The 25,263-nt window shown below is 55.6% G+C and carries 24 protein-coding genes and 1 tRNA gene; 14 read left to right on the forward strand and 11 right to left on the reverse strand.

The window, feature by feature from the left end; genetic code table 11:
- Window positions 1-21: 21 nt before the first annotated feature.
- A complete protein-coding gene (locus tag OSH09_RS04360; protein ID WP_207874935.1) occupies window positions 22-2,289 on the reverse strand; it encodes an arginine/lysine/ornithine decarboxylase in 2,268 nt (755 codons plus the stop codon).
- A gap of 164 nt (window positions 2,290-2,453) precedes the next feature.
- Between OSH09_RS04360 and OSH09_RS04365 the strand changes: the two genes are divergently transcribed.
- The 7 genes from OSH09_RS04365 (at window position 2,454) to OSH09_RS04395 (ending at window position 8,191) form a co-directional block, all read left to right on the forward strand.
- A tRNA-Cys gene (locus OSH09_RS04365) sits at window positions 2,454-2,527 on the forward strand.
- A gap of 586 nt (window positions 2,528-3,113) precedes the next feature.
- Window positions 3,114-3,545: a PACE efflux transporter gene (locus OSH09_RS04370; protein ID WP_266120274.1), complete on the forward strand. Its 432-nt coding sequence runs from the start codon at window positions 3,114-3,116 to the stop codon at window positions 3,543-3,545.
- 296 nt (window positions 3,546-3,841) lie between these two features.
- Window positions 3,842-4,624: an exodeoxyribonuclease III gene (gene xth, locus OSH09_RS04375; protein WP_222667266.1), complete on the forward strand. Its 783-nt coding sequence runs from the start codon at window positions 3,842-3,844 to the stop codon at window positions 4,622-4,624.
- Between the two features lie 15 nt (window positions 4,625-4,639).
- Complete coding sequence (locus tag OSH09_RS04380; RefSeq protein ID WP_222667265.1) at window positions 4,640-4,969, forward strand: DUF4442 domain-containing protein; 330 nt, start codon at window positions 4,640-4,642, stop codon at window positions 4,967-4,969.
- Window positions 4,970-5,006: 37 nt separating this feature from the next.
- Complete coding sequence (gene gmk / locus OSH09_RS04385) at window positions 5,007-5,651, forward strand: guanylate kinase (protein ID WP_266120275.1); 645 nt, start codon at window positions 5,007-5,009, stop codon at window positions 5,649-5,651.
- A 35-nt stretch (window positions 5,652-5,686) separates the two neighbouring features.
- Entirely contained in the window at window positions 5,687-5,890 is a 204-nt protein-coding gene (gene rpoZ / locus OSH09_RS04390) for a DNA-directed RNA polymerase subunit omega (protein ID WP_003799665.1), read from the forward strand.
- A gap of 21 nt (window positions 5,891-5,911) precedes the next feature.
- Window positions 5,912-8,191 carry a RelA/SpoT family protein gene (locus tag OSH09_RS04395; protein WP_207874940.1) on the forward strand — a complete coding sequence of 760 codons (2,280 nt, stop codon included), beginning with the start codon at window positions 5,912-5,914 and terminating at the stop codon, window positions 8,189-8,191.
- A gap of 87 nt (window positions 8,192-8,278) precedes the next feature.
- Here OSH09_RS04395 and OSH09_RS04400 read toward each other — a convergent pair whose 3' ends face one another.
- Both OSH09_RS04400 and OSH09_RS04405 read right to left on the reverse strand, forming a co-directional pair.
- On the reverse strand, window positions 8,279-9,232 hold the full coding sequence (locus OSH09_RS04400) for a LysR substrate-binding domain-containing protein (RefSeq protein WP_266120276.1): 954 nt from the start codon (window positions 9,230-9,232) through the stop codon (window positions 8,279-8,281).
- 1 nt (window position 9,233) lies between these two features.
- Window positions 9,234-10,241, reverse strand: coding sequence for a LysR family transcriptional regulator (locus OSH09_RS04405; protein WP_266120277.1), 1,008 nt, complete (start codon window positions 10,239-10,241; stop codon window positions 9,234-9,236).
- Between the two features lie 39 nt (window positions 10,242-10,280).
- On the opposite strand from OSH09_RS04405, the gene OSH09_RS04410 reads away from it, so the two are divergent.
- From OSH09_RS04410 to OSH09_RS04420, 3 genes are read left to right on the forward strand one after another with little or no spacing between them, the layout of a single operon-like run.
- Window positions 10,281-11,177 carry a fumarylacetoacetate hydrolase family protein gene (locus tag OSH09_RS04410; protein WP_266120278.1) on the forward strand — a complete coding sequence of 299 codons (897 nt, stop codon included), beginning with the start codon at window positions 10,281-10,283 and terminating at the stop codon, window positions 11,175-11,177.
- 31 nt (window positions 11,178-11,208) lie between these two features.
- A complete protein-coding gene (locus tag OSH09_RS04415; protein ID WP_222667260.1) occupies window positions 11,209-11,556 on the forward strand; it encodes a RidA family protein in 348 nt (115 codons plus the stop codon).
- 32 nt (window positions 11,557-11,588) lie between these two features.
- Entirely contained in the window at window positions 11,589-12,569 is a 981-nt protein-coding gene (locus OSH09_RS04420; protein WP_266120279.1) for a tripartite tricarboxylate transporter substrate-binding protein, read from the forward strand.
- 150 nt (window positions 12,570-12,719) lie between these two features.
- Here OSH09_RS04420 and OSH09_RS04425 read toward each other — a convergent pair whose 3' ends face one another.
- From OSH09_RS04425 to OSH09_RS04440, 4 genes are all read right to left on the reverse strand, one after another.
- Window positions 12,720-13,064 (reverse strand): AzlD domain-containing protein, encoded by a 345-nt coding sequence (locus OSH09_RS04425; protein WP_207874946.1) that lies wholly within the window; start codon window positions 13,062-13,064, stop codon window positions 12,720-12,722.
- A gap of 9 nt (window positions 13,065-13,073) precedes the next feature.
- Window positions 13,074-13,757, reverse strand: a complete 684-nt coding sequence (locus OSH09_RS04430) for an AzlC family ABC transporter permease (protein ID WP_266120280.1) — start codon at window positions 13,755-13,757, stop codon at window positions 13,074-13,076.
- A 19-nt stretch (window positions 13,758-13,776) separates the two neighbouring features.
- On the reverse strand, window positions 13,777-14,652 hold the full coding sequence (locus OSH09_RS04435) for a M23 family metallopeptidase (RefSeq protein WP_266120281.1): 876 nt from the start codon (window positions 14,650-14,652) through the stop codon (window positions 13,777-13,779).
- A 71-nt stretch (window positions 14,653-14,723) separates the two neighbouring features.
- On the reverse strand, window positions 14,724-16,682 hold the full coding sequence (locus tag OSH09_RS04440; protein ID WP_266120282.1) for a SurA N-terminal domain-containing protein: 1,959 nt from the start codon (window positions 16,680-16,682) through the stop codon (window positions 14,724-14,726).
- Between the two features lie 284 nt (window positions 16,683-16,966).
- Here OSH09_RS04440 and ugpQ point away from each other — a divergent pair, with 284 nt between their 5' ends.
- Window positions 16,967-17,713, forward strand: a complete 747-nt coding sequence (ugpQ, locus tag OSH09_RS04445) for a glycerophosphodiester phosphodiesterase (RefSeq protein WP_266120539.1) — start codon at window positions 16,967-16,969, stop codon at window positions 17,711-17,713.
- Window positions 17,714-17,735: 22 nt separating this feature from the next.
- Window positions 17,736-18,590: a 23S rRNA (adenine(2030)-N(6))-methyltransferase RlmJ gene (locus tag OSH09_RS04450; protein ID WP_266120283.1), complete on the forward strand. Its 855-nt coding sequence runs from the start codon at window positions 17,736-17,738 to the stop codon at window positions 18,588-18,590.
- 15 nt (window positions 18,591-18,605) lie between these two features.
- On the opposite strand, the gene OSH09_RS04455 is transcribed toward OSH09_RS04450, so the two are convergent.
- On the reverse strand, window positions 18,606-19,340 hold the full coding sequence (locus OSH09_RS04455) for a pseudouridine synthase (RefSeq protein ID WP_207874951.1): 735 nt from the start codon (window positions 19,338-19,340) through the stop codon (window positions 18,606-18,608).
- 36 nt (window positions 19,341-19,376) lie between these two features.
- Here OSH09_RS04455 and OSH09_RS04460 point away from each other — a divergent pair, with 36 nt between their 5' ends.
- Together OSH09_RS04460 and OSH09_RS04465 are read left to right on the forward strand one after the other, a co-directional pair.
- A complete protein-coding gene (locus tag OSH09_RS04460) occupies window positions 19,377-19,952 on the forward strand; it encodes a chorismate--pyruvate lyase family protein (RefSeq protein ID WP_266120284.1) in 576 nt (191 codons plus the stop codon).
- Between the two features lie 50 nt (window positions 19,953-20,002).
- Window positions 20,003-21,211 carry an MFS transporter gene (locus OSH09_RS04465; protein ID WP_266120285.1) on the forward strand — a complete coding sequence of 403 codons (1,209 nt, stop codon included), beginning with the start codon at window positions 20,003-20,005 and terminating at the stop codon, window positions 21,209-21,211.
- Between the two features lie 17 nt (window positions 21,212-21,228).
- Here OSH09_RS04465 and OSH09_RS04470 read toward each other — a convergent pair whose 3' ends face one another.
- From OSH09_RS04470 to OSH09_RS04480, 3 genes are all read right to left on the reverse strand, one after another.
- Complete coding sequence (locus OSH09_RS04470; RefSeq protein WP_266120286.1) at window positions 21,229-22,110, reverse strand: sugar phosphate isomerase/epimerase family protein; 882 nt, start codon at window positions 22,108-22,110, stop codon at window positions 21,229-21,231.
- On the reverse strand, window positions 22,107-23,756 hold the full coding sequence (locus OSH09_RS04475) for a GMC family oxidoreductase (protein WP_266120287.1): 1,650 nt from the start codon (window positions 23,754-23,756) through the stop codon (window positions 22,107-22,109). The genes OSH09_RS04470 and OSH09_RS04475 overlap by 4 nt, the downstream gene beginning before the upstream one ends.
- Window positions 23,757-23,820: 64 nt before the next feature.
- Window positions 23,821-25,074 (reverse strand): MFS transporter, encoded by a 1,254-nt coding sequence (locus tag OSH09_RS04480; RefSeq protein ID WP_266120288.1) that lies wholly within the window; start codon window positions 25,072-25,074, stop codon window positions 23,821-23,823.
- Window positions 25,075-25,263: the final 189 nt, after the last annotated feature.

Below are 25,263 nucleotides of genomic sequence, written 5' to 3' on the forward strand. Positions count from 1 at the left end.
GGCGCTTGATGGCAGCTTGCTTTACTGTGCCACGCAGTCCACGTAGTAACGCTTCTGACCGGAGGCATCCACCTCTTCCACAAAACCGTGAATATCCGTACCAAAGCCAGGACACTGGCGATGCAGTTCACGCGAGAACTTCAGGAAATCCACAATCGTCTTGTTGAAGGCTTCGCCAGGAATCAAGAGCGGAATGCCGGGTGGGTAAGGCGTGATCAAGTTGGTGGTCACACGACCTTCTAACTGATCAATCTCGACCCGTTCAGTACGGCGCTGGGCGATGCAGGCAAAAGCATCAGCCGGACGCATGACAGGCACCACATCCGACAGGTACATATCCGTCATCAAGCGAGCAATATCGTGCTTGGCGTACAACTGGTGCACGTGCTGGCACAAATCGCGCAGGCCCATTTCTTCGTAGCACGGATACTGACGCGCAAACTGTGGCAGGACACGCCAGACAGGCAGGTTACGGTCGTAATCGTCCTTGAACTGCTGCAGCGCTGTCACCAGAGAATTCCAGCGGCCTTTGGTAATGCCGATGGTGAACATGATGAAGAAGCTGTACAGGCCAATCTTCTCCACGATCACGCCACGCTGTGCCAGGAACTTGGTCACGATGGAAGCCGGAATACCGGTTTCCCCAAAGGTGCCCGTCAGATCCAGGCCAGGGGTGACAATGGTCGCCTTGATGGGGTCCAGCATATTGAAGCCATCAGCCAGCGGGCCAAAGCCGTGCCATTCGCTGTGCTCGACATCATCCGTGATGATCCAGTCCTCGGGCTGACCGACACCATCCTCTGCCAGCGTGGGTGGGCCCCAGACCTTGAACCACCAGTCGTCCTCGTCAAACTGCGACTCCACCTTACGCATGGCACGGCGGAAATCCAGCGCTTCAATAATGCTTTCTTCGACCAGCACACGGCCACCGGGAGGCTCCATCATGGCGGCCGCCACATCGCAAGACGCAATAATCGCGTACTGCGGGCTGGTGCTGGTGTGCATCAGATAGGCTTCATTGAACAGGTGACGGTCCAGGCTGCGCGTGGCCGAATCCTGAGCCAGCACGTGGCTGGCCTGGCTCAAACCGGCCAGCAGCTTGTGCGTGGATTGAGTAGAGAACACCAGCGTCTCTTGTGGACGGGGGCGGTTCTTGCCCATGGCGTGGAATTGACCATAGAAAGGATGGAACGCCGCGTGCGGAATCCAGGCTTCGTCAAAGTGCAGCACTTCCACATACCCGTCTACGGCATTCTTGATCACCTGAGTGTCGTAAATAATGCCGTCGTAGGTGGACTGAGTCAGCGTCAAGACGCGGGGTTTGACCGTGTCCGCATCCAGGTGCGAGAGCAAGGGATGCTTGCGGATTTTCTCGCGAATGGTCTCGATATCGAATTCGCTGCGTGCAATGGGGCCAATAATCCCGAAGTGGTTGCGTGTAGGACGCAGGAACACGGGGATGGCACCTGTCATCACAATGCTGTGCAGGATGGACTTGTGGCAATTGCGGTCCACCACCACCACATCGCCCGGGGCCACCGCGTGATGCCAGACAATCTTGTTGCTGGTGCTGGTGCCGTTGGTGACGAAAAAGCAGTGGTCGGCATTGAAAATACGTGCCGCATTGCGTTCACTGGCGCCAATGGCGCCGTTGTGATCCAGCAACTGGCCAAGTTCCTCGACGGCATTACACACGTCGGCGCGCAGCATGTTCTCACCAAAGAACTGGTGAAAAATCTGCCCGACCGGGCTTTTCAGAAAAGCCACGCCACCGGAATGACCAGGGCAATGCCAGGAATAAGAACCGTCCTCGGCATAATCCAGCAAGGCTTTCAGAAACGGCGGCTTGACGCCTTCCACATAGCTGCGCGCCTCACGCACGATGTGACGCGCCACAAACTCGGGCGTGTCCTCGAACATGTGAATGACGCCTTGCAGCTCGCGCAAGATATCGTTTGGCATATGACGAGCCGTTTTAGTCTCGCCATAAACATAAATGGGTACATCGGTATTGCGACGACGCACTGCCCGAATAAAGGCACGCAGATTGACTAGCGCGGGGGCGCTGTCTCCATCTTGCGTGAACTCCTCATCATCGATGGACAAAATAAACGCGCTGGCACGACTTTGCTGCTGGGCAAATTGACTCAGATCGCCATAACTGGTGGTTCCCAACACCTCGAAGCCTTCGGCCTCGATCGCATCTGCTAATACACGAATGCTCAGACCAGACGCATTTTCAGAACGAAAATCCTCATCGATGATCACAATGGGGAATTGATATTGCATGCCATGTCCTTAATACAAGGGAGTGCCGCGCAGGCGGCAAAAAAAGGAGGGACGTCAGTCGCTTTTGTGCAGCAGATCGTACCGGGTTTAACGTCCCATCATGTGACACTTGCTTTTCCCTACGTCCTTGGGCATAATTCTACATGTCCCAGGACAAAACAAAAGGCGTGGTGACAGATTGGCTATGTGACGGACTGCAAATCCGTTCAGGTTGGTTCGATTCCAGCACACGCCTCCATCTTGCTTGCATTCAAGACAGACAAAACAGGCCTTGTTTCCGGTTTTGATCACACAGAAAAAGTCGCCATTACGGCGATTTTTTTATTCCTTTTTCCTGTACAGCAAATCCTTGTACTACGCGCTGCGGCCAAGCACTTCCATCGGTTTTGGCCCACCGTTCCAACTTGGCCTGCAATTTAACACAAGCAAGCGCGTGATCTGCGCAAAAAACCCTCTTTTTAGTGCCCTAAAAACATCAATCTGTCTCCAATGGCCCTCAGGTCTTGAACCCTGACTTTGTAGCTGTTACATGCAGATGATTTGAGGGCAAATTTATTGTCTGAAAACGTCTGTTTTTCACTACGACCTAGAACAAAGCCGAACCCGGCAAGCGGCAAGACCACCCTATCCTTTTGCGACAACGTAACGCTGCTGTGGTCCCGGTAAAACACAAGCTGATCTCAAGCCCTGTTTTTATTGACAACCCGCCCCACTCAAGCAAAATATCCGGGCAGGCGGAAACCGTGGCGCTGCATAATCACTTCTGACTTCCGGGACGGGCCGGCTCTTTCACGACTAAGAGCTGCATGCTCATGGAGTTGGTAGTGTTTACATTAAGCTCGATAAAAAGACGTATCGTTTATGTGTGTACGTTTGAATTCTTCGCCATCATTTTCTCCACTCTCTTCTTGTCCATCCTGAGTGGATCGAACGCCGATGAGTCGTTCCCACTTGCGGTGATGGTGACCACCGCCGCTGTGATCTGGAACTTTCTTTACAACTGGGTCTTTGAAGCCTGGGAGAGAAAGCGCAACATGGCGTCCCGCAGTCTTTTGCTTCGCTGCGCACACGCCATCGGCTTTGAGGGTGGTCTTATCCTGACGTGCTTACCTATTTATATGTTGTGGTACAGCATCGGCCCGTGGAAGGCTTTCACCATGGCATTGGCTCTTCTGGTGTTTTTCCTTGTGTACACCTTCATCTTCACGCTGCTGTTCGACAAGGTGTTCAGACTTCCACAACATCAGGCCGCCTAAGGGCCCACACACAACAAGAAAAACAGCCCTGCTTTCGACACGTCAAAGCGGGGCTGTTTTTATCTTCAGATAGGGAAATGGAGCTGTGTGAAACGCACATCGCAGACTCATAAACCTGGCTTACGCCCAGGTATCAAGTGCTGCTAAAAAGCTGAGCGCTGATATGATAGTGGCATCCGCGCAACATGAGCAGCTCTGGCACCGCAAGGACTGAGTCAGCCCTGAACGGGCAGGCCAATAAAACAATGTCAGCAGCCCCATGCAACACCCTGAATTAAAACGAATATCTCTACACCATGAAATTAACCACCTGGAACGTCAACTCCCTGAACGTCCGTCTTCCCCAAGTCCTGGATTGGCTGGCGGCTAACCCCGTAGACGTCTTGTGTCTGCAAGAGCTGAAACTGCCCGACGAGCGTTTCCCCTTGGAGGCCTTTCAGGAAATCGGCTATCACGCCCACTGGGCAGGCCAAAAAACCTATAACGGTGTGGCTCTGATTTCCCGTGAACCCGGCACCGACGTACAGCGCAACCTGCCCAATTACGAAGACCCGCAGCAGCGCCTGCTGGCCGCCACCTACGCATCGCCAGACGGCCCGGTACGGGTGATCTGCGCCTACTGCCCCAACGGGCAATCGCTGGAAAGCGAGAAGTACACCTACAAGCTGGAATGGTTTGCCGCCTTGCACGACTGGCTGGAAAAAGAATTGCAGCAGTATCCGCGTCTGGCCATTCTGGGCGACTATAATATTGCCCCAGCCGACCAGGACGTCTACGACCCCGCCAAGTGGGTTGATGACGTTTTAGTCTCTCCACCAGAACGTGCTGCCTTCGAGCGCTTGCTGGCACTGGGCCTGCACGATGCCTACCGCTTGTTCGAGCAAAGCGGCAGCCCCTTTACCTGGTGGGACTATCGCCGTTTTGCGTTCCGTCGCGATGCGGGGCTGCGTATTGATCATGCCCTGCTGTCCGACGCCCTGAAGTCACGTTGTACGGCCTGCGATATTGATCGCGAACCACGCGCCAATGAGCAGCCTTCGGACCACGCACCGGTCACAGCCACCTTGTCTTTTAGCTGACACACTCATTTCATTATGCAAATTCAAAGCCAAATCATTGAGCAGACTGACTCGGCCTATGTGCTTGAGATCACCTTGGAAGAAGAACACAAGGTCTGGGCCTATCTGGCCATTAGCGAGCCTGATCTGGATGCCGTCGCCCAAATCGTCCCGCCCGAGCAGTTTGAAGCCGGTGGCGATGTGCATGTGATGGCCATTGCCCAAGCTGAAGATGCCCCACGGGAAGTGGAAGAGGTTCTGTTTTCCATGAATCCCAATGACACGGTCGTCTTTCTGTGTGCGGATGAAGCCAGTGTGACAGCTGTGTTGAATGAGTTCGGGCAAACCGACTCCAGCAGCAATTAATTCTTTTATAAAAATCTACTTCTAGAGTCTGCTCTCCATGTCCACGAGCTATCCTGGCACTGTTTTTATGGTTGTCGCCCCCAGTGGGGCGGGCAAATCCAGTCTGGTCAACGCCCTCCTGGCTAACGATTCCAACATCATGCTGTCCATCTCGGCCACGACACGTGCGCCCCGCCCCGGCGAAGCCGACGGCGAGCACTACTTCTTTGTGGACAAAGCGCGCTTTGAAAACATGGTCGCCGAAAACGCCATGCTGGAATGGGCTCAGGTGCATGACAACTACTACGGCACCCCTCGCGATCCCATTCAGAAGGCCCTGGGTGAAGGCCGGGATGTGTTGCTGGAAATCGACTGGCAAGGTGCCCGTCTGGCTCGCGAGCATTTCCCCGAAGCAGTGGGCATTTTCATCCTGCCGCCCTCCTTGCCCACACTGAAGGCGCGTTTGCGCAAACGCGGGCAAGACAGCGAAGAGACGATTGCCCGTCGCGTCGAGGCCGCCGAGCACGAAATCGCCCATGTTCGTGACTGTCAATATGCTATTATCAATGAGGATTTTGATACGGCATTACAGCAGCTATTGAGTATTGTGCAGGCCAGTCGTTTGCGCACTGCCACTCAGTCAGTACGGCATCGCCAACTCTTTCAACAATTAGGCGCAGATGCCCTGCTGAACCAGGGCTGATCTCCTTCTTATTTCTTTTTGATAACAGGTCTACTATGGCTCGCATCACTATCGAGGACTGCCTGGAGCAAGTCCCCAATCGCTTTAAGCTCACCTTGGCAGCCGCCTACCGTGCGCGTGAACTGGCTCAGGGCCACGAACCACGCCTGGAAAGCAAGAACAAGCCTACGGTTACTGCCTTGCGAGAAATCGCTTCGGGCGCGACCGGTCTGGAAATGCTGCGCAAAGTTCCTACCTGATAGGCACGGGCGGAGCACGGTATGGCATTTTCTGGTTTACGGGGCGCATCGTCTGGGCTGTTGGCCGTCCTTAAAAAAGGCTCACGGCTAGGTCGTCGCAAGCCTAAAGACAAGAACACCCCGGCGCTGGCACAGAATTCTCAGGAAAGTACCAGCCCTCCCATTGCCTCACTGGCTCCGCTGAACAAGATTATTTCGCAGTACCTGGACCCGAAAGATGTTGAACGGGTACGGGAAGCCTATCGTTTTTCCGATCAGGCCCACTTGGGGCAGTTTCGCGCCAGCGGCGAGCCCTATATCTCGCACCCCATTGCCGTCACGGAAATCTGTGCGGGCTGGAAGCTGGATACCGATGCCCTGATGTCGGCCCTGCTGCATGACGTGATCGAAGATCAGGACGTCACCAAGCAGGAACTGGCCGAGAAATTCGGCACCGATGTGGCCGAGATCGTGGATGGCTTGTCCAAGCTGGAACGCCTGGAATTTGCCACTAAAACACAGCAGCAGGCTGACAGCTTTCGCAAGATGCTGCTGGCCATGTCGCGCGATGTACGCGTCATCCTGATCAAGCTGGCCGACCGCTTGCACAATATGCGCACGCTGGATGCGGTCAAGCCTGAAAAACGCCGTCGGGTGGCCCAGGAAACCCTGGATATTTACGCCCCGATTGCGCATCGCCTGGGCTTGAACGCCCTGTTCCGCGAGCTGCAGGACCGCTGCTTCAAAGCCATCTATCCCAATCGCTACAAAGTCCTGCACAAGGCCTTGCTGGCTGCGCGCGGCAACCGCCGCGAAGTGCTGGGCAAGATCACGGATGCCGTCAAGATTGCCTTGCCTGCCGCCGGGATTGATGCCGAGATCTCCGGTCGCGAAAAGTCGCTCTACAGCATTTTCTGCAAGATGGTTGAGCAGAAAAAGTCCTTCTCGGACGTGCTGGATATTTACGGCTTTCGCATTATTGTGCACACCCTGCCCGAGTGCTATTTGTCGCTGGGTACGCTGCACCAGTTGTATCGCCCCGTGCCAGGCAAATTCAAGGACTACATTGCCATCCCTAAAGTGAATGGCTACCAGTCCCTGCACACAACCCTGATTGGCCCCTACGGCACCCCCGTCGAGTTCCAGTTCCGCACCCGCGAAATGGACCACGTGGCTGAAGAAGGCGTGGCCTCTCATTGGCTGTACAAAGAAGACGACGTCACCCTGAATGATCTGCAAAAGCGTACACACCGCTGGTTGCAATCCTTGCTGGATATTCAGAGCCAGACGGGTGACTCCACAGAATTCCTGGAACACGTCAAAGTTGATCTGTTCCCTGATGCAGTTTATGTTCACACGCCCAAAGGCAAGATTATTTCCTTGCCACGCGGTGCGACACCCGTGGACTTTGCCTATAGCATCCACACTGATATTGGTAACCACGCTGTGGCGTCCAAGATCAATGGTGAATTTGCGCCACTACGCACCGAACTGAAGAGCGGTGACTCGGTAGAGATCATTACCTCCCCTGCCGCCCGTCCTAGTGCCCAGTGGCTGAACTATGTTCGTTCGGGCCGCGCCCGTTCGGAAATTCGTCACTACCTGCGTACGGTCAAATACGAAGAATCGGTTGCCTTTGGTCGCCGTCTGCTGGATCAGGCCTTTGATCAGCTAGGCTTGCCGCACGCCACCGACGACGATCCAAATTGGGACAAGCTGGCCAAGGGTTCGGGCGCTGCTTCCCGCGAAGAGATTCTGGCCGATATCGGCCTGGGTAAACGTCTTGCAGCAGTTGTGGCCCGCCGCTTTGCCCCTGAAAACCCTCTGCTGGAAACCACGGCAGCGGCGTTTGACGAGATCAATGCCAACACCTCTGCACCGATTCTGATTCACGGTAATGAAGGTCAGGCAGTACAACTGGCTCCGTGCTGTGGTCCTTTGCCCGGCGACGCAATTATTGGTGGCATTCGTCTGGGTCACGGCCTGGTCGTTCACATGGCTGAATGTGCCGTGGCACAACGCGCCCAGGCCAAAGAGCCCGAGCGTTGGGTGCCTGTGATGTGGGACAGCAATACGGCCCGTCACCTGTCGACTCGTCTGGATGTCACCGCTATTAACGAGCGGGGCGTGCTGGGTCGTCTGGCCGCTGAAATTACCGATGCCGACTCCAACATCCTGCATATTTCCATGCCGGACGAATCAGCCGCTACATCGGTGCTGCACCTGACCGTTCAGGTTGATAGCCGTACTCACCTGGCCCGCGTGATCCGCTCTATTCGTCACGTACCGCAAGTCCAGAAGATTGTGCGAGTGAAGGGTTAATTCCCCGCAACAAGCACGCTCTAGCCCCTAAACAAAACGCCTGCTGCCTAGCAGGCGTTTTGTTTTCCCGGTGCCTCGCCCCAACCGCTAGGCCAAGGTCTCACGTACATGCTGCTCCAAGGCCTGGATGAATACCTCCACCGGCTCATGGGCATAATCATCCTGGGGCAGGAACAGCGAGACGGATGGCAAAGCAATCCCGTCAAAGGGCAAAGGGACAACTCGGACAACGCCCTGCTCACTAAACTGTCGGGCCGAGATCGAGCCTAATAAGACCAGCGCCTGGTTCTCGCGCAGGACGGCCAGATTGGCTAAGGTCAAAGTCGATTCCAGCAAGCAGCGCGGCTCCTGAAAACCCTGCCGAGCCAGCCAGAATGCCAAGGTACGGCGCAGGGGAGCACCCTGCGGAGGCAAAACCCATTCGTAGCTCAAGGCATCACCCCAATCCAAAGTCGGTTTGGAAAAAATGGGGTGATGCGGGTCCGCCACCATCACAATGGATTCGTTATACAAATGCAGCGTGTCGAAATCCTCCAGATCCTGGCTGTCCAACACCCGGCCCAATACACAATCCAGACGCCCATCGCGCAAGCGCTCCAAGAGGCTGGCACTACTGCCCTCCTCGATCCGCAAGACAACATCCTGACCGGCTGCACGCATGGCGGCCAGAGCTCCAGGTATCACCGCACCACAAGCAGGCGACACACCCACTCGAACCCTTCCTGTTGCACCTTGCTGGGCTACTTGCACTTCCTCACCCAAGCCATCCACCATGCCCAGGAAGCGCTGGGCTCGCAATGCCAATGCAGCACCCGCAGCAGTGGGCAGTACGCCGCGATTTGTACGTTCATACAAAGCCGCTCCCACCAAGGACTCAGCCTCCAGCAAGAGCTTGCTGGCAGCGGGCTGACTCATACCCATCATCTCGGCAGCGTGCTTCAGACTGCCATGCTCGCCCAAGGCCGCCAGCAACTCCAGATGCCGTAAACGAATACGCCGTGACAAGGGGGGAAGCTGAGAAGAAATTGTCGTCTCCGTCATATCACTGCTCTCCAAAACCAGCGTCACGATAGTCCAAAAAATAGGCAAACTGCTCCAGGGCTTGATGCAGCACAGGATCACTCTGAACGTGGTCCCCAAACAGCAAAGACGCCGGAGCATCGATACCGCCAGCATCCTGAAGACAAAGCGGTTCCACCACCCCTGCTTGCTGCAAATAATCCGCCTGCGTGGCAGGTAGCCAGGCCAAGGCATCCGATTGGGCCACCATGGTGCTCAGACCCTGTCCGGCTGGTATTTTCCAGGCCTTGATACCCACTCCTATCCCGGCTTGTACCATCCAATGTTCCAAATTTCGATGAAACGCAGGCACGGCCGTAGGTAAAACCCAATCCAGAGCCTGCAAGTCCTGGGCATTCAGCGGTCTGCCCTCCCGCAAGCAAGGATGCTGTGTTCTTAAAACGGGAACCATACGACTGTTAACGATGCGCTGCTCGGGCCATTCTGTTGCGGGCTCATCCAGCAGGACCGCATCCAGCTCCGCCTGACGCAAAAGCTGTAGCGCCAACTGAGGCTCCAGTTCAAGCAAGCGCAGCGTCAGCACCTGTGACTGCCGCCATTGAACAAAGGCCTGCCCCAAGGCCATGCCATGCAAATCCGAGACATAGCCAATGTTAAGCACCGGGCTTTCTTTAGGGTGATGCCCCGGGCCATGATCGAGCACATGCAGCAAATGCTGCACTCGTCGCAAAACCAATCGCCCCAACGCATTCGCCTCAATCCCCTGGCGGCTACGCGTAAACAAAACAGCGCCCATCTGCGCCTCGATCTCGGCCAGAGCTTTGCTCACCGCTGACTGAGTCAAGGACAGATCTCGGGCAGCGCTATGGATACTGTCATTCCGCCCCAAAGCGGCTAGAACCAGGACTTGACGCGGTTCCAGGCGCTTCATGGAGAACTGAAAACCGTCGCTAAAACACGAATACTGGTATTCATCATGGTTATAGCAATACGTGAATTTTTCATTAACTGGGAATAGATGGCCGAGCATACCATGAACTTCATGTTCAACAGCTACTCGGATTTTTCTATGTTTTCCCTTAAAACTTTGCTGATCCATCAGGCTCCCGTGGCCTGCTTGTCGGTCGAAGGAAAGGACTATTCCATTGCCGCTTTATGTCAGCGCTTGAACGCTGCCACCCTGCCCGACAGCGTGTTCGAGCTTCTGGAGCATTGGGATGACAATCTGCCCAAACTCCAGGCCCTGGCTGAACAGGCAACTGCCCAGACAGACCTGGTCCTGATCGACACCGACGCCACCCTGCCGCCCGTGCTGTACCCCGGCAAGATTCTGTGCGCTGGTGCCAATTACTACGACCACTTGCAGGAAATGAATGTCCCTGCCGAGAAAAAAGACCAGCGTCTGTTCTTCTTTTTCAAGCCCGCCCGCCAAGCCACGATCGGTGACGGCCAGCACGCAGCCATCCCAAAGAACTGTCAAAAATACGATTGGGAAATTGAGTTGGCCATGGTGATTGGCAAGAAAGCCAAAGACCTGACGCCGGAAAATGCGATGGAGCACGTGGCGGGCTACACCATCGCCATTGATCTGTCGGCCCGCGACTTCGCCCGCGCTCCCGAGCAGTTCTACAAATTTGACTGGGTCGCCGCCAAAGCCAATGACGCAAGCTGCCCCATCGGCCCGGCCCTGATCCCTGCCTGCTTTGTCAGCGATCCTCAAAACCTGGATATGAGGCTGGAGCTGAACGGCCAGATCAAACAGGACGCCAACACCTCCGGCATGATTTTTGACCTGCGCGAACAACTGGTTCGTCTGACTGAAATCATGACGCTGGAGCCCGGCGATGTTGTCCTGACTGGCACCCCTGCTGGGGTCGGCGCAGCCCGAGGTGAGTTTCTGGCCCCGGGCGACCAGTTGCGCGCCCATATCAGCGGTCTGGGCACCCTGCACACCACGATTGCCTAACACCCATTTCCTCTCTTACCAGGAGCACACCATGAGTATCGAACGCTTTCACCAGAATAAAAACATGAGCAAATACGTCATTCACGACAAAATTGTCTATATGTCGGGACAAGTTGCCATGGACCCTTCAGGCACATTTGAAGAGCAATTGCATCAGATCCTGAATCAGATTGACGAGCAATTTCAGGAAATCGGGATCGACCGCAGCCACATTCTGCGTGCCATGATCTGGATTGACGACTACAAAAAATGGCCATCGCTTAACGAGATCTGGAATGCCTGGGTCCCGGCGGATAAAAAACCAGCTCGCTCCTGCGTAGAGTCCAAGCTGGCCTTTCCACAATACCAAGTCGAAGTTGAAATAACTGCCGCTCTCTGATTTTAAAACAGAGCGCGACACCGGGAGACATCATGAAAAAAAGCAAAATAAGCTTGGGCGCAGCAATCATCGCTTCCTTTCTCAGCGTGGGATGGCTGGGCACCGCCCAGGCCGACTCTGCACAAACCGCACGCATTCTGGTTGGCTTTCCAGCCGGGGGCAATGTGGATCTGGTCGCACGGCTGATTGCCCCTGACTTGTCCAAAGCGCTGGGACGGCCTGTCATCGTGGATAACCGACCGGGAGCCTCCGGACGGCTGGCCTTGAACCTGGCCACCACCTCGGCTGCCGATGGCTCGACTTTTATTTTGACTCCTGGTGTCGCACTGAGCCTGTATCCCCACACCTTTACAGAACTGCGCTACGAGCCCTTCAAAGATCTGGCCCCCATCAGCAATGCGGTGAACTGGAACTTGGGCCTGGCCGTGCCCAGCGGCTCGGGTATCCAGAGCTTTGCGGACTATGTACAAAGCATTAAAACTGACCCGAATCAAACCTTTTTTGCCAGTTCATCCACCGGTAGCGGTCAGCATCTGGCCGGTCTATACCTGGGGCAAACTTTGGGGGTTCCACTGGAGCACGTAGGCTACAAAGGGGCGAGTGAAGCCATCGTGGCTTTAGTGGGCGCACAGGTCCCGGCCGCGGTGTTGAATATTGGCGAGCTGATTCAGCAATCCGAAGCGGGCAAAGTGAATGTGCTGGCCCTCTTTGATAGCCAACGCGACCCTTTGCTGCCAGATACGCCATCGATTGCCGAGCTGGGCTACCCCCAGTTGAAAGTAAACGGATGGCTGGCCTTCTATGCCCCAGCAGGTACCCAGCCGGAGCTTATTCAGGCGGCACAAGCCTCGATTGCGACGACGCTAAATAATGAGGCTGTCAAAGAAAAGCTACGCCTGGCGGGCATGCAAAGCGCCAGCAGCACCCCGGAAGAGCTGGATGCCAAAGGCAAGAAAGAGTTTGAGCATTGGCAGACAGTGACCAGCAGCCTGCCTAACTTCAGCAAATTTTAAGCCGGACGCGTTTCAGGCCGAATCGGCATGCAGCCAAACGGCTTGTACACCACGCAGGTTTTAACGAATTTGGGCGTCAAACCGGCAGCACATATCCTGCTGCCGGTTTGACGCCCAAATTGCAAGGTGAATGCCCGTCAAAAAGCCGACTTATACACCCACATAAGCGACACACAAACCATAAGCCAGCACTCCGGTCAGTGTCGAACCCGCAATCCCTCCCGGCCACCGGCGTCCCAACAACACACCTGCCAAACCCGCCAGCAAAGGCGGTAAATCCAGCGACATATGCTCGGGACGCAGCAAGGAAATCAAGGACACCACCAGCAAGGCCACCACCCCGGCCGGTCCAATCGCGCCAAACAAACGTGGCCAGATCGAAACACGGCTTGGGTCCGCCTTGCCTTGTCGCCCACCTAAACGTAAGGGCAGATACCGAATCAGAAAGGTGCCCAGGCCCGCCAGCACAATCATGAGTAGAAAACCCCAATCCATCTCCACTCCTTAAGCGCGGCGCAAGGCCATCAAACCACCGGCCAGCATGCCCACGATAATGGCCAGATACGAGGGCACTACCGTCATGGCCAGTACGGCCCCCAAAGCGGCCGCCACCAGCACAGGCAAGGGGGCAGAGCGGCGAATTTCCAGTAATAAGGCAAAAAACAGGGCCGGCAATACAAAGCCCAAGGTCTTTTCCAGCACGGGCGATTGCCCCAACAAATCGCTGGCAAAAAACGCCCCGATCGCCGTTCCCAGAACCCAGGACAGGTACGAACCCAGTTGCAAGCCGCAATACCAGGATTCCTGCTCGTGAGCGGGTTGACGCGCCACGCCTGCCGCGGAAGCGGCAAAGACCTCATCGGTCAGACCAGGAGCCATAAATAGGCTGGAGACGCTTCTGGGGCCAGTAAAAAACCCCATCAAGGTAGGTCCATAAAAGACATGGCGCAGGTTCATGACCAGCACAATCCCCAAGATACTGGGATAAGCCGCACCGGCCACAAACAGGCTGATCAAAATGAACTGACTGGCCCCGGCATACACAATCAGGGACACCAATACTGCCAGCCAAGGCGACAAACCGGCATGCACGGCAGCCAGACCGAAGGAAATAGCCACCGGCACATAGCCCAAGGCGATAGAGGCGCTGTCTCGCAAGCCCCGTCGATATGCCGAAGCAATCATCATAAGAACCCTAAACGCCCGCTCAGGCCTGGAAAGCGCCAATAAAAATAGCGGGATCAACCCGTGCATTATTCAAACTGACGTTCCAGTGCAAATGAGGCCCTGTCGCACGTCCTGTTGCCCCGGAGCGCGCAATCACATCGCCCTTGCGCACGCTATCGCCCACTTTCACATCAAAGGCCGACAAGTGGCAGAACATGGTGATCAGGCCCTGGCCATGGTCAACAAATACGGTTTTGCCGTTAAAAAAGTAATCCGCCACGATAGTGACAACACCGTCCGCAGGGACTTTGACGGAAGTGCCGGTTGCGGCGGCAAAATCCAGACCAGAATGCGGATTACGTTCTTCGCCATTAAAGAAACGGCGCAGGCCAAAAGGACTGGTCAGACGACCGGGCACGGGCTTTTCAAACACCACATTGCTGGGGCCTTCTGTGCGGAAGCTGGCATAAGCCTGCATCTGCTCTTCGTATTCGCGCTCAAACCGCGCTTGCTGCTGCGGGTCTGGATTCACATGGGATTTGTTCTTCAAGGTAATGCGCTGCTCGCGGTAACGCTTGCTACCCACTTGAAACGCCACACTCGACTGCCCTTGCACGGATACGCTGTGCTGACCCGGCTTTGTTTTCAAATCCAGCCCGACAATCGCTTTCCAGCGCTGATCGGCGTCCTGAATCACCAGGACACGATGCCCATTAAAGTTCACGACAGGCGCCTGGTTCCCTACTCCCAAATCCAGTACGGCTACCCCGCCCGGTACGGGTCGGTTCAAGGTACGTTCAATAAAGGTGCCCTGGGGGGCCGCCTGGGCCTGGGCCAGCCACGGTGCTGTCAGGCCCCAAACAGTTGCGGCGCCTAAAAGGCGCCGCCGTACCAGGGAAATTTCAGAATGATTCATCAGAATGCTCTTTGAAAAACACCCTGAAGCAGACATGCTCCAGGGTGATTGGTTCTGACTCACAACCCGCGTTACTCGCTATCGCCGCTGGAGGTCAATTCTTTCTCTGCTTCAGGCAGGAACTGGACTTTCTCTTCCACACGCATCGCTTGCAGAACCGCCTGGGTCTCGGTACGAGCCATGGCTTGCGTCAGTTGGGCCGTCAACATATCCAGACCGGGATTACCAGCCTTGCCGGGTTCGTGGCTCAGAATCTGTACCACGGTGTAGCCCTGTGGCTGACGGTCACCCACATAAGCAGGCAATTTGTCCACGGGATTGGCCAGAACCTTGTTCAACAAGGCTTCGTCCATCTCGGGAAATTCAGCACGGCTAACGGCAAATTGAGCCGAGAAGCTTTCAGGCTCTGCGCCTTCATTCAATTGCTTCAGGTAGTCCTCGCCCGCTTGCACGGCCATAGCGGCTGCTTTCTCGCGGCGCAGATTTTCCTGGGCGATGCTACGCACTTTATCCAGTTCTGGCACATGCGCGGCTTGCACGTCGATAACGCGCACAGCAATCAAGGTGTCAGGCGAGACTTCAATAACGCCAGCGTTTTTGCGCGAAGCCAGGGTCTCAGGGTTGAACAAGGCCTGGCGAACACGGCTGTCGTCCAGCACGGCGGCATCGGGGCTCTTGGCAGCAGCCAGATCGCCGTTGACTTGCGAAGCAGGAATCAAACCTTGACGGCTAATGCCCTCAGCCTGTTTCAAGCTCAGACCCAAGGCGTTGGCGGCCGCTTCCAGGCTATCTTCGTTGTCGTAAACCAGATTGGTCAGCTTGCTGGCCATATCGGCAAAACGCTCGGAAGCCAGTTGCTTGCGCACTTCGTCCTGCACCTTGCTACGGGCCTGCTCGAAGGACTCGCCTTGTTCAGGCTGAACTTCGTTGCTCTTGAAAATGTGGAAGCCGTTAGGGCCTTCGATCACACCGGATACATCACCTTTCTTCAAAGCGAACACAGCGCCTTCCAGCACGGAGGGCCAGGAGCCTTTGCTGATCCAGCCCAGCTCGCCGCCTTCGCGGGCGCTACCGTCGTCCTGGGAGTTGGCACGTGCCAAATCGGCGAAACCGTCTTTATTGGCCTTGGCTTTTTCAGCCAGATCACGGGCCTTGGCCTGGGCCGCTTCACGTTCGCTGTCCGATGCACCGGCAGGCAGTGTCACCAGGATATGGCTGATGTTCACGCGGCCAGCTTGTACGTAGCGGGCCTTGTTTTGTTCGTAATACTGCTTGAGCTGATCTTCGGTAGGCGTTGCCAAGTCTTTGGAGGCAGCTGCTTCGTTCAGCAGCAGATATTCCACTTTGACTTGCTGGGGCAGTTCCAGCGATTGTTTGTTGGCGTCGTACCAGGCTTGCAAGTCTGCATCGCTGATCTGAACCTTGGATTCAAAATCACGTGTCAGGAAGCTGCGAGTGCGCACACCACGTTCTTCAGTCAGGGCGATTTCCAGCTTGTTCATCACGCTGGGCAGCATGACGGTACTGGAGGCCACTGGACCGAGCACGCGTTGCAGGGCCAACTGGCCACGCTGGCTTTGCTCGAAATCACGGGTATTGATACCGGCTGAGGCCAGAACCTGGCTGTAGAGCGCAGGTGAGAAGGTACCGTTTTCCTGAAATTCCGGCATGGTGGCGATATTGTCGCGCAGGGCAATGTCGGACACATTAAAGCGGGCCGAGGTAGCCACTTCAATTTGTACACGCTGATCAACCAGGGATTCCAGCAAGGCACGACGGCTCTCCAGGCTATCCGCCTGAGCCAGATCAAAACCGGCAGGATTGTTACGCTGCATATCGTCCAACTGCATGCGGCGCGCACGATCAAATTCCTGGGATGTAATGGCGCTATCGCCAACCTTCACAATATCGCTATCGCCAGAAACATAGCTGGAGTAGCCGCTGACGCCAATCAGTACAAAAGACGGCAGAATCAGCACTAACAGGACCAACTGCATGACGCGTTGGTTCTTACGGATAATCTCGAACATTAATCATCACCTACTTTCGCTTGCAGCAGGGGCGCTGCGGGCGGCGCATCAGGCCGGAGAGCCCAGCTCGGCCTGAAAATATACCGTGTTTGGATCAAGTGTGTTTGACGTAAACTGTGGCCTCATAAAGCGAGCCCACGCCGCGCAGCAAATGGCGCCATGGGTGCTTGATTCGGCCTAGGATCGGATTGTAAATCCAAAACCGTAACCGTACAGTGTACAGCCCCGGTTAAAATAGTACATTGGCTTTTTATCACGCCTCTTGCGAGTCCGCCATGCCTTCAATGAATCATCACTGGCCCTACCCTGCTTTGATTGCCCACCGAGGGGCAGGCAAGGTAGCGCCGGAGAACACCCTGGCTGCCATTCGAGTCGGCGCCCAGAATGGTTTTCACATGATGGAGTACGACGTCAAACTGAGCCGTGACGGGGTTCCCGTGCTGCTGCATGATGACGAACTGGATCGCACCTCCAACAGCCAGGGCATCGCCTCTGCGCTGACGCTGGCAGAACTGTCAGCACTGGATTTTGGGGCCTGGCATTCTTCGGCCTACGCAGGCGAGCCCATCCCTACCTTGAGTTCGATTGCCGCCTTTACCCTGGCCAATCAGATTCACAGCAATATCGAAATCAAGCCGACCACGGGCGATGAAGCCGAGACTGGCCGCGTGGTGGCACTGGCCGCTAAGGCCCTGTGGGCGCAGGCCAGCCTGCCCCCCCTGCTGTCCTCCTTTTCCGAAGTCGCCCTGCAAGCGGCCCAGCAAGCCGTCCCCACCTTGCCCCGCGCCTTGCTCATCGAAGAGAAGGTGCCAGCCGACTGGCCCGAGCGCCTGGAGCGCCTGGGCTGCATGGGCCTGAATCTGAATGATCGTTTTGTTGACCAGGCTCTGGTCCAAGCCATCCGTCAGGCGGGCTATACCGTGGCCGTCTGGACCGTCAACGACGCCGAACGGGTGCGCGAGCTGCTGGATTGGGGATGCAACGGCATCTTCACTGATAAAGTCACCACGATTCGCCCCGACACTCTTTAAACCGCCACACCCAGGATTTCTCTTGTTCAGTTACCGTCACGCCTTTCATGCTGGCAATCACGCGGATGTGCTCAAGCACGCCACCTTGCTGCATATCTTTAATTACTACGCCCAAAAAGACAGCGCTTTCAGCATTATCGATACTCACTGCGGTGCCGGTATCTATGATCTGGAGCACGACTGGGCGCAAACCAAGGGCGAGTTCTACGACGGCCTGGACCGGGTCTTGCAGCAAGATGAGTACCCGGAACTAGTGGAACACTATATTGATGCCATTGCCGACCTGAACCCGGACGGGACCGCCCGTTACTACCCCGGTTCACCCTGGTTGGCCTTGGAGCGTTTGCGTAACCAGGACAGTTTTCACGGTTTTGAATTACACCCGTCTGAATTCGAGGTCCTGAGCGAAAACGTGGCGCAGTTGTTTCCCAAAGGCAATCGTCGGGTTCGCCTGTATCCGGAAAATGGGTTTGAACAGTTGGGACGCTTGCTACCACCCCCATCACGACGCGCTGTTGTCGTCATGGACCCCTCCTACGAGGCCAAGGCGGACTATCAGCAGGTCTTGAACAGCGTCAAAAATGCCCTCAAGCGCTTTGCTCAAGCCTGTATCGTGGTGTGGTATCCCATTGTGCAGCGGCCTGAAGTACAGGCCTTGCAACGCAAGCTGGAGCAACTGGATACGCCTTGGCTGCATGTCAGCCTGTCGGTTCGTGCTCCGGCCAAAAATGGTTTGGGTTTGCATGGCAGTGGCTTGTTCATCAGCAATCCTCCCTGGACGCTGCTCAAGGCTCTGGAACAAAGCATGCCGTGGTTAACAAAAACGCTGGCCCAGGATGACAAGGCCAGCTTTCAACTTCGTCATTCGGGGCTGTAAGCCGCCCCTTTGCCTTTAGGCCAAGCGCTCGGATTCTTTCATGTAGCGCCACTGGCCCATAGGCAGGTCGCCCAGTACCAGTTCGCCAATACGCACGCGCTTCAAACCCACGACCTTCAGGCCGACCAGCTCGCACATGCGGCGAATCTGGCGCTTTTTGCCTTCGCGCAGAATGAAACGCAGTTGGTCATCGTTCTGCCAGGACACTTGAGCAGGCAGCAAGGGCTTGCCATCCAGGCTCAAACCGAAATTGAGCAGCTCCATACCGCGTTCGCTCAATTTGCCGGTCACACGCACCAGATATTCCTTGTCGATGACCGAGTCCTCGCCAATAATCTGCCGCGCAATGCGACCATCCTGAGTCAGGATAAGCAAGCCAGTGGAGTCAATATCCAGACGACCAGCCGGTGCCAGACCGCGCAGATGCGCCGGGTCAAAGCGTGGGCCACCACGGCCACCCTTGTACTGCGTGGCAGCGCCGATCAGGGACACCGCATTGCGATAACCGGCTTCGGCCTGGCCCGACACATAGCCCACGGGCTTGTGCAGCAAGATCGTGGCACGTTGGGTCTGGCGCTGACGCGCTTGTTTTTCCAGTGTGATTTTCTGATTGGGATAGGCTTTGCTCCCCAATTCAGAGACGGTTTCACCGTCCACACGCACCCAGCCGCGCTCGATGAAAGCATCCGCCTCACGGCGTGAACACATGCCGCGCTGGGCCATTAATTTTGAGATACGTTCTTTTTCCATGAGCGCTATTTTATGGCTTTGGCGATAATACAGGACATGAAATTTCCCTCCAGCACAAAAAAACCCTGGCATGACCGGGTTCACCCCTCCGCCACACAGGCCCAAAAGTACTGGCTTCACCGTCCCGGCGCCCTGACTGCCGGTCTGCGCCGTCTGGGCCAGGTCCATCTGGAAGTCGTCAGCGAGTACGCCTGCCGCCTGAACCCGCAAGAGGCTGCTTTGATTCAAAAGCCGCCAGGCACGCTGGCCTGGATACGGGAAGTGTCCATGGCAGTAGACGGAATCCGCTGCGTTATTGCGCGCAGTTTCACGCCCCTGCCCGCCTCCCACAGTGTCTGGCAAGGCATACGGCGGCTGCGCAGTCGCCCGCTGGCGGACATGCTTTATAACGATGCCCAGATACAACGCTCGGCCTTTTTAAGCTGCCGTTTAAACCGTGGCATGAGCTTTTTCCGCACGATTGAGCGCGCCGTGACGCCCAGCGGCGAGCCTGTTCCGGATGCTCAACAGGTTTTGTCGCGTTGTTCGGTCTTTTGGCGACACGGCCAACCCTTGCTGGTCGCCGAGTCCTTTATGCCTGCCTTCTGGGCTCGCGGTGCTACACTGGTTTAGCTAAAATTCAGCATTAACTAATAAAACAAAGTTATATACCGAGACCAACCATGTCCACGCCAGTCGATTCGAGTCGCCGTAACGCCTTTATTCTTTCTGGAATGCAAGCACTGGGCGGGGCGAATCCGGCATTGGTCGTAGCTTTGAGCAGTCTGGTCGGTCAGAAAATGGCCAGCAGCACGGATCTGGCCACCTTGCCAGTGGGTATTTTCAACCTGGGCCTGGCCATCGGCATCCTGCCTGCCGCCTATCTGATGCGCAGGCTAGGACGCCAGGGCGGCTACATTATCGGTGCCTTGCTGGGCGTGGGAGCAGGCCTGCTGGCCGCTGCCGGTATTTACAGCCTGTCTTTTGCCCTGTTCTGTGTGGGCACGCTCTTGGCCGGGCTGTATGCCTCTTACGTACAAAGCTACCGTTTTGCGGCCGCCGATGATGCCAGTGATACGTTCCGGCCCAAAGCCATTTCCTGGGTCATGGCCGGGGGGCTGCTGGGAGCCATTATTGCCACCCAAACCATCATCCATACGCAGGACATATGGCCCGAACACCCCTTTGCTGCTGCCTTCCTGGCACAATCTGCCTTGGCCGCCCTGGTTTTACCCTTTGCCTTTGGCTTGCGTTTGGCGCCGGGCACGCGCAATCAGCAAGAAAAAGCACCCTATACCGGACGCCCCTTGCGTGAAATCGCCTCCAATAGCTATTTCATTGTTGCGGTAGTGGCGGGTGTGGCGTCGTATGTGCTGATGAATTTTCTGATGACAGCCTCGCCACTGGCGATGGTGATGCACGGCCATAGTCTGAAAGAATCAACCCTGGGCATTCAATGGCACATTCTGGCCATGTTTGGTCCCAGCTTCTTTACCGGCAACCTGATCAAACGCTTTGGCAAAATCCCCGTCACCTTTGCAGGCGTGTTCCTGTTGGGTCTGGCCAGTATCATCGCCTTGCTGGGCATGACGGTGCCACACTTTTGGGTCAGCCTTATTTTTCTGGGTCTGGGCTGGAATTTTGGTTTTATTGGTGCGACCAATATGGTGGTGGATTGCTACCGCCCTGAAGAACGCGGTCGTGTGCAGGCCTTGAATGATTTCATCATCTTCACCTGTGTGGCCTTGTCCTCCTTTACCTCGGGCCGCGTTCTGGCCGTGTACGGCTGGTACGGGGTCAACACCTGGACCCTGCCGATTTCTGCGGTGGTGATGCTCTCCTTGGCCTGGTTGTACTTTAAGGACAAGCGTCAAGGTCCCCTCGCTGGCTAGCGCATATACGCACGCGATCAAGCGATCAAGGTTTGCATCAGTTGTCTTAGTGAGGCCGCAATCTGATAAGAGTTTTCCTGATGCTGCTTACGGCAAAACAACTCGCAGCTCCACCACCCCTCATAGCCTGTTGCCCGGACTGCATCCGTCCATACCTGCAAGTCCAGCACCCCCTGACCGGTTGGCACGTCGCGCAACGTCTTTTCATCCGGAATACCGCCGGGAAAGTTCAGCGAATCGCACACATGCACGCCATAGATCAGATCTTTATCGAGCCTTGCGACTTGATCGGGCGTCACCCCCGAGGTGTAACAATGCCAGTAGTCGATAAGCACCTTCACATTCTCCCGTGCAGTGGCTTCAATCACTTTAAGCGCCTGATCAAGGTGACTGACCGGGGACCAGGCCAATGTTTCCAGATAAAGCAGCAAACCCTTTTCAGCCGCCATGTCCGCTAAGACACGCAAATTGCTAGCCGTCAGCGAAATTTGCTCATCTGGACTCACTCCTAGCAGCCCTATATATTTCTCGCTACGGCCTAGTGCCATCCATTCCTCTACCGCGCACACGTCCAACGGGCCTGTCAGTACCTGAACGCCCTTGGCTCCACAGGCCACCGCCAAATCGAACAACTCATGCGCGCTTTGCCATAACGGCAGCGCAAGCTCACCTTGCCGTTCCAGGTCGATCAGAAATCCAATACCTGGTGCATGGACATCCTGCATCAATGCCCCTAACTCCGCCTGCGTGTGGCCTGAGGCAAGAAAGGCCCCCACTTTATTGGCACCCAGTTCAATCCCGTCAAACCCGGTCGTGCGCATGATGTCCAAATCCAGGGCTAGATTGGAGAACGGGGTAATCGTTGTATGGAAAATAAGAGAATTCTTCATCTGGCTCATACCGTCTCTCCCGAAAGGCTGGGGAGGCTTGCCCGCAGAGCCGGACGGCCCCGAATAAGATCGGCGGCCTTCTCACCAATCATTATGCAAACCCCATTAGGATTACCGGAAATAATCATCGGCATGATAGAGGCGTCCGCAACGCGCAGCCCTTTAACACCATGGACCCGTAATTGTGGATCAACCACCGAATCAGCATCAACGCCCATCCGACAAGTTCCTACCGGATGCAAGGCGGCATGAGCTTGCTGCTGCACAAACTGGCGCAACATCGGTCTGTCCATCTTTTCCGACGAGGGGACAACACGATTAGCGATATATTGACGCATCGCGGGTTGATCCATGATCTCAATGGCCTTGACACAGCCCTGGACCAACGCATCCAGATCGTAAGGATCGCTGAAATAGTTGGGATAGACCCGAGGCGGCAGATTGGGATCTCGATCATCCAGCGTGACAAAACCGCGTGAACGTGGACGAATCTGGCCCACGTTGACAGTACACCCATTCCCTCCAGGTACCCCATCTACACCTTCTTCAATACCCGCACCAACCACCAGGAAATACTGTATATCTGGCGTCGCTTCTTCGGGCTGGCCCCACCAGAATGCTCCTCCCTCGATCAGATTGGACGCTGCTGGCCCACTCTTAAAAAGCAGATACTCCAGCCCGGCCATCGCCTTCCAACGCAACTTTTTGTACTTGTCATAGCTATACGGACCATTGAGCTGATAGACCAAAGAAATTTCAATATGATCCTGTAAATTCTGCCCAACGCCAGCCAGATCAAGTTGTACCGGAATGCCCAGGCGGCACAACTCGCTGGCGGGACCAATGCCAGACAGCATCAGCAGCTTAGGCGAGTTCAACGCACCGGCGCACAAGATGACTTCCCGCCTGGCAAACAGCGTCCCAACCCGTCCACCCTGCACATACTCCACGCCAACAGCACGTGTCCCTTCCATCAAGATCCGTGTGACTCGCCGACCGGTCAGTACCGACAAATTGCTCCGTTCCCTGGCCGGATTGATGTAGGCTACCGCCGCACTGCTGCGACGTTTATCGCGAGCGGTAATCTGATACAAACCACAACCCGCCGGATCACCCCGGTTGAAATCCTCGTTATACGGCAGCCCCGATTGCTGGCAGGCACGCAGCCATGCTTTAGTCAAGGGGTGAATGGGCGCGATGTCAGAAACTCCAAGCGGTCCGCCGACACCATGCACGTCATTACAGAACCGCTCGTTATCTTCAGATTTCATAAAGTAAGGCAGCACATCCGCATAGCTCCAACCCTCTGCTCCACTTGCTTGCCATCGCTCATAATCCTGCGGCACTCCGCGAATGTAGATCATGGCGTTAACCGAACTGCCACCACCCAACACACTGGCCTGAACCATGGTAGGCAGTTCCCGACGCGCCTGCCCATCAGTCGGCACCCATGGTATACGTTTCAACAAAGGACCTTGAGCTGTCTTGTAATAGGCGCCAGGGATGTGGATGTACGGGCTGCGATCAGACGGCCCTTCTTCCATCAACGCTACCGTCGTATCATGGTCTTCGCTCAGTCGTGCGGCAATCACGCATCCCGTGCTACCACCACCGACCACAATGTAGTCAACCGACTCTTTACCTGACTGGTTCATACTTTCATCTCTCTAGGGGTTGCGAGCAATGTCGTATTGGCTCGTTCTATCCGTATCGTTAACATCAGGAATGAATCGGCGCGACAGGCGCGAGGCGATGCTCGCACTCCTCTCGCATGATCCACGGCGCCAGCAAGACAAGCAGCCCTGTCAACGCCAAGGGAAAATAAAGTAAAGCGCCAATGCCGAACGCATTCACAACCAGCGACAAAACAGCGGGCGCAAAAAGCATGCCGCTGTAACCGACACCATTAACAATACCCAGGTTACGTCCCACATTCGCCAGGTCCCTGCGGCCTGCACTTGACAACATCAAGGGCGCAATACAGGACACCCCTAAACCGAATAGGCCAAAGCCCAGCATAGCTCTCAGGGCACTGCCACCCAACAGTACAAACAATAGTCCTGCGATCGAACATAGCCCGCTTCCCACCACCATCCGGACCGAGCCGAAACGCTCAGCAACCCGGTCTCCAACAAGACGTCCTACAAACTGCATACCCGTAAAGGTGCTGATTGCTAAACCAGCCGTGCCCGGCTCAATCAACAATTCGCGCCGTAGGTATTCCTGCCCCCAGTCGGCGACGGTGCTCTCACCGACCATGCTGCCCAATAGCAGCAAGCCAAAGCCAATCATCAACATGACAACGCGCATATCGCGCGCCTTAATCGGAGCAGCATCAGCGACGAAACCAGCCTGTCTGAGAGGCAAATCCTGCCTATCCAACATGAAACAGCGGCTGACTAGAGCCACCACCAACAGCACCGCGCTGCAACTGAGAAAGGGCACCAACACACTGTCGGTATAGACATACGCAAAGTGGCTACCGATCAGGCCAAACATGAACCCGCCCAAGGGGTAAAAAGCATGAAACGCCGCCATGATAGGTCGACCGTAGAAGCGTTCAACCTGAACACCATGTGCATTCAATGCGGTATCTGACGCGCCACGCAGCAGTCCCAGGACAATGCCAAAACTCAGCGCGAACGAAGTGTCAGATACAAAGCTCAGCGGAACGATGGACAAGGGATACAACACCAGTGATGCGCCGACCACCTGTTTTGGACCGAATTTATCAATTAGACGCCCAATGACCAGAGCACCCGCAGCGGTACCAACGCCTATTCCTGACGCAATCAGGCCAAAACTCAGATCCCCCAGACCTCCGACCAAACCCAGTTGGTAGCGAAAGGCCGTCACGCTGGTAGACCAAACATAAATCATGGCGCCGATGACAAAGAAACCAGCAAAGGTGGCCATCCTGGCATTACGTATGCGGGCCGGTATGGCAGTAGCGCTGAGTGCATGTCGAGGCATGGCGAAGGTTCCCTCTATCGGTTATTACCCCAAAATAAGTTATACGAATAACATTTAAATTTACAAAAATTGATTGATTAATAACAATTAATAATATTAAATCTAGCAAATAAGTTATTCGTATAACCTAATTATTAATAATTTTTTCTAGTGCTGTCACTTTAGGGAAAACACTAAGCAAGTGGAGTC

This window comes from Alcaligenes parafaecalis (assembly GCF_026344135.1).
Taxonomy (GTDB): domain Bacteria; phylum Pseudomonadota; class Gammaproteobacteria; order Burkholderiales; family Burkholderiaceae_B; genus Alcaligenes; species Alcaligenes parafaecalis.

What these genes read in the sequence shown, in the direction of transcription:
- OSH09_RS04420 (WP_266120279.1), top strand. Translation starts at nt 11,589, where the DNA reads ATGAAAAAAAGCAAAATAAGCTTGGGCGCAGCAATCATCGCTTCCTTT.
- OSH09_RS04380 (WP_222667265.1), top strand. Translation starts at nt 4,640, where the DNA reads ATGCAAATTCAAAGCCAAATCATTGAGCAGACTGACTCGGCCTATGTG.
- OSH09_RS04475 (WP_266120287.1), bottom strand. Translation starts at nt 23,756, where the DNA reads ATGAACCAGTCAGGTAAAGAGTCGGTTGACTACATTGTGGTCGGTGGT.
- OSH09_RS04455 (WP_207874951.1), bottom strand. Translation starts at nt 19,340, where the DNA reads ATGGAAAAAGAACGTATCTCAAAATTAATGGCCCAGCGCGGCATGTGT.
- OSH09_RS04430 (WP_266120280.1), bottom strand. Translation starts at nt 13,757, where the DNA reads ATGATGATTGCTTCGGCATATCGACGGGGCTTGCGAGACAGCGCCTCT.
- OSH09_RS04460 (WP_266120284.1), top strand. Translation starts at nt 19,377, where the DNA reads ATGAAATTTCCCTCCAGCACAAAAAAACCCTGGCATGACCGGGTTCAC.
- OSH09_RS04360 (WP_207874935.1), bottom strand. Translation starts at nt 2,289, where the DNA reads ATGCAATATCAATTCCCCATTGTGATCATCGATGAGGATTTTCGTTCT.
- rpoZ (WP_003799665.1), top strand. Translation starts at nt 5,687, where the DNA reads ATGGCTCGCATCACTATCGAGGACTGCCTGGAGCAAGTCCCCAATCGC.
- OSH09_RS04440 (WP_266120282.1), bottom strand. Translation starts at nt 16,682, where the DNA reads ATGTTCGAGATTATCCGTAAGAACCAACGCGTCATGCAGTTGGTCCTG.
- OSH09_RS04410 (WP_266120278.1), top strand. Translation starts at nt 10,281, where the DNA reads ATGTTTTCCCTTAAAACTTTGCTGATCCATCAGGCTCCCGTGGCCTGC.
- OSH09_RS04425 (WP_207874946.1), bottom strand. Translation starts at nt 13,064, where the DNA reads ATGGATTGGGGTTTTCTACTCATGATTGTGCTGGCGGGCCTGGGCACC.
- OSH09_RS04435 (WP_266120281.1), bottom strand. Translation starts at nt 14,652, where the DNA reads ATGAATCATTCTGAAATTTCCCTGGTACGGCGGCGCCTTTTAGGCGCC.
- OSH09_RS04480 (WP_266120288.1), bottom strand. Translation starts at nt 25,074, where the DNA reads ATGCCTCGACATGCACTCAGCGCTACTGCCATACCGGCCCGCATACGT.
- ugpQ (WP_266120539.1), top strand. Translation starts at nt 16,967, where the DNA reads ATGAATCATCACTGGCCCTACCCTGCTTTGATTGCCCACCGAGGGGCA.
- OSH09_RS04395 (WP_207874940.1), top strand. Translation starts at nt 5,912, where the DNA reads ATGGCATTTTCTGGTTTACGGGGCGCATCGTCTGGGCTGTTGGCCGTC.
- gmk (WP_266120275.1), top strand. Translation starts at nt 5,007, where the DNA reads ATGTCCACGAGCTATCCTGGCACTGTTTTTATGGTTGTCGCCCCCAGT.
- OSH09_RS04400 (WP_266120276.1), bottom strand. Translation starts at nt 9,232, where the DNA reads ATGACGGAGACGACAATTTCTTCTCAGCTTCCCCCCTTGTCACGGCGT.
- OSH09_RS04415 (WP_222667260.1), top strand. Translation starts at nt 11,209, where the DNA reads ATGAGTATCGAACGCTTTCACCAGAATAAAAACATGAGCAAATACGTC.
- OSH09_RS04465 (WP_266120285.1), top strand. Translation starts at nt 20,003, where the DNA reads ATGTCCACGCCAGTCGATTCGAGTCGCCGTAACGCCTTTATTCTTTCT.
- OSH09_RS04470 (WP_266120286.1), bottom strand. Translation starts at nt 22,110, where the DNA reads ATGAGCCAGATGAAGAATTCTCTTATTTTCCATACAACGATTACCCCG.
- xth (WP_222667266.1), top strand. Translation starts at nt 3,842, where the DNA reads ATGAAATTAACCACCTGGAACGTCAACTCCCTGAACGTCCGTCTTCCC.
- OSH09_RS04405 (WP_266120277.1), bottom strand. Translation starts at nt 10,241, where the DNA reads ATGCTCGGCCATCTATTCCCAGTTAATGAAAAATTCACGTATTGCTAT.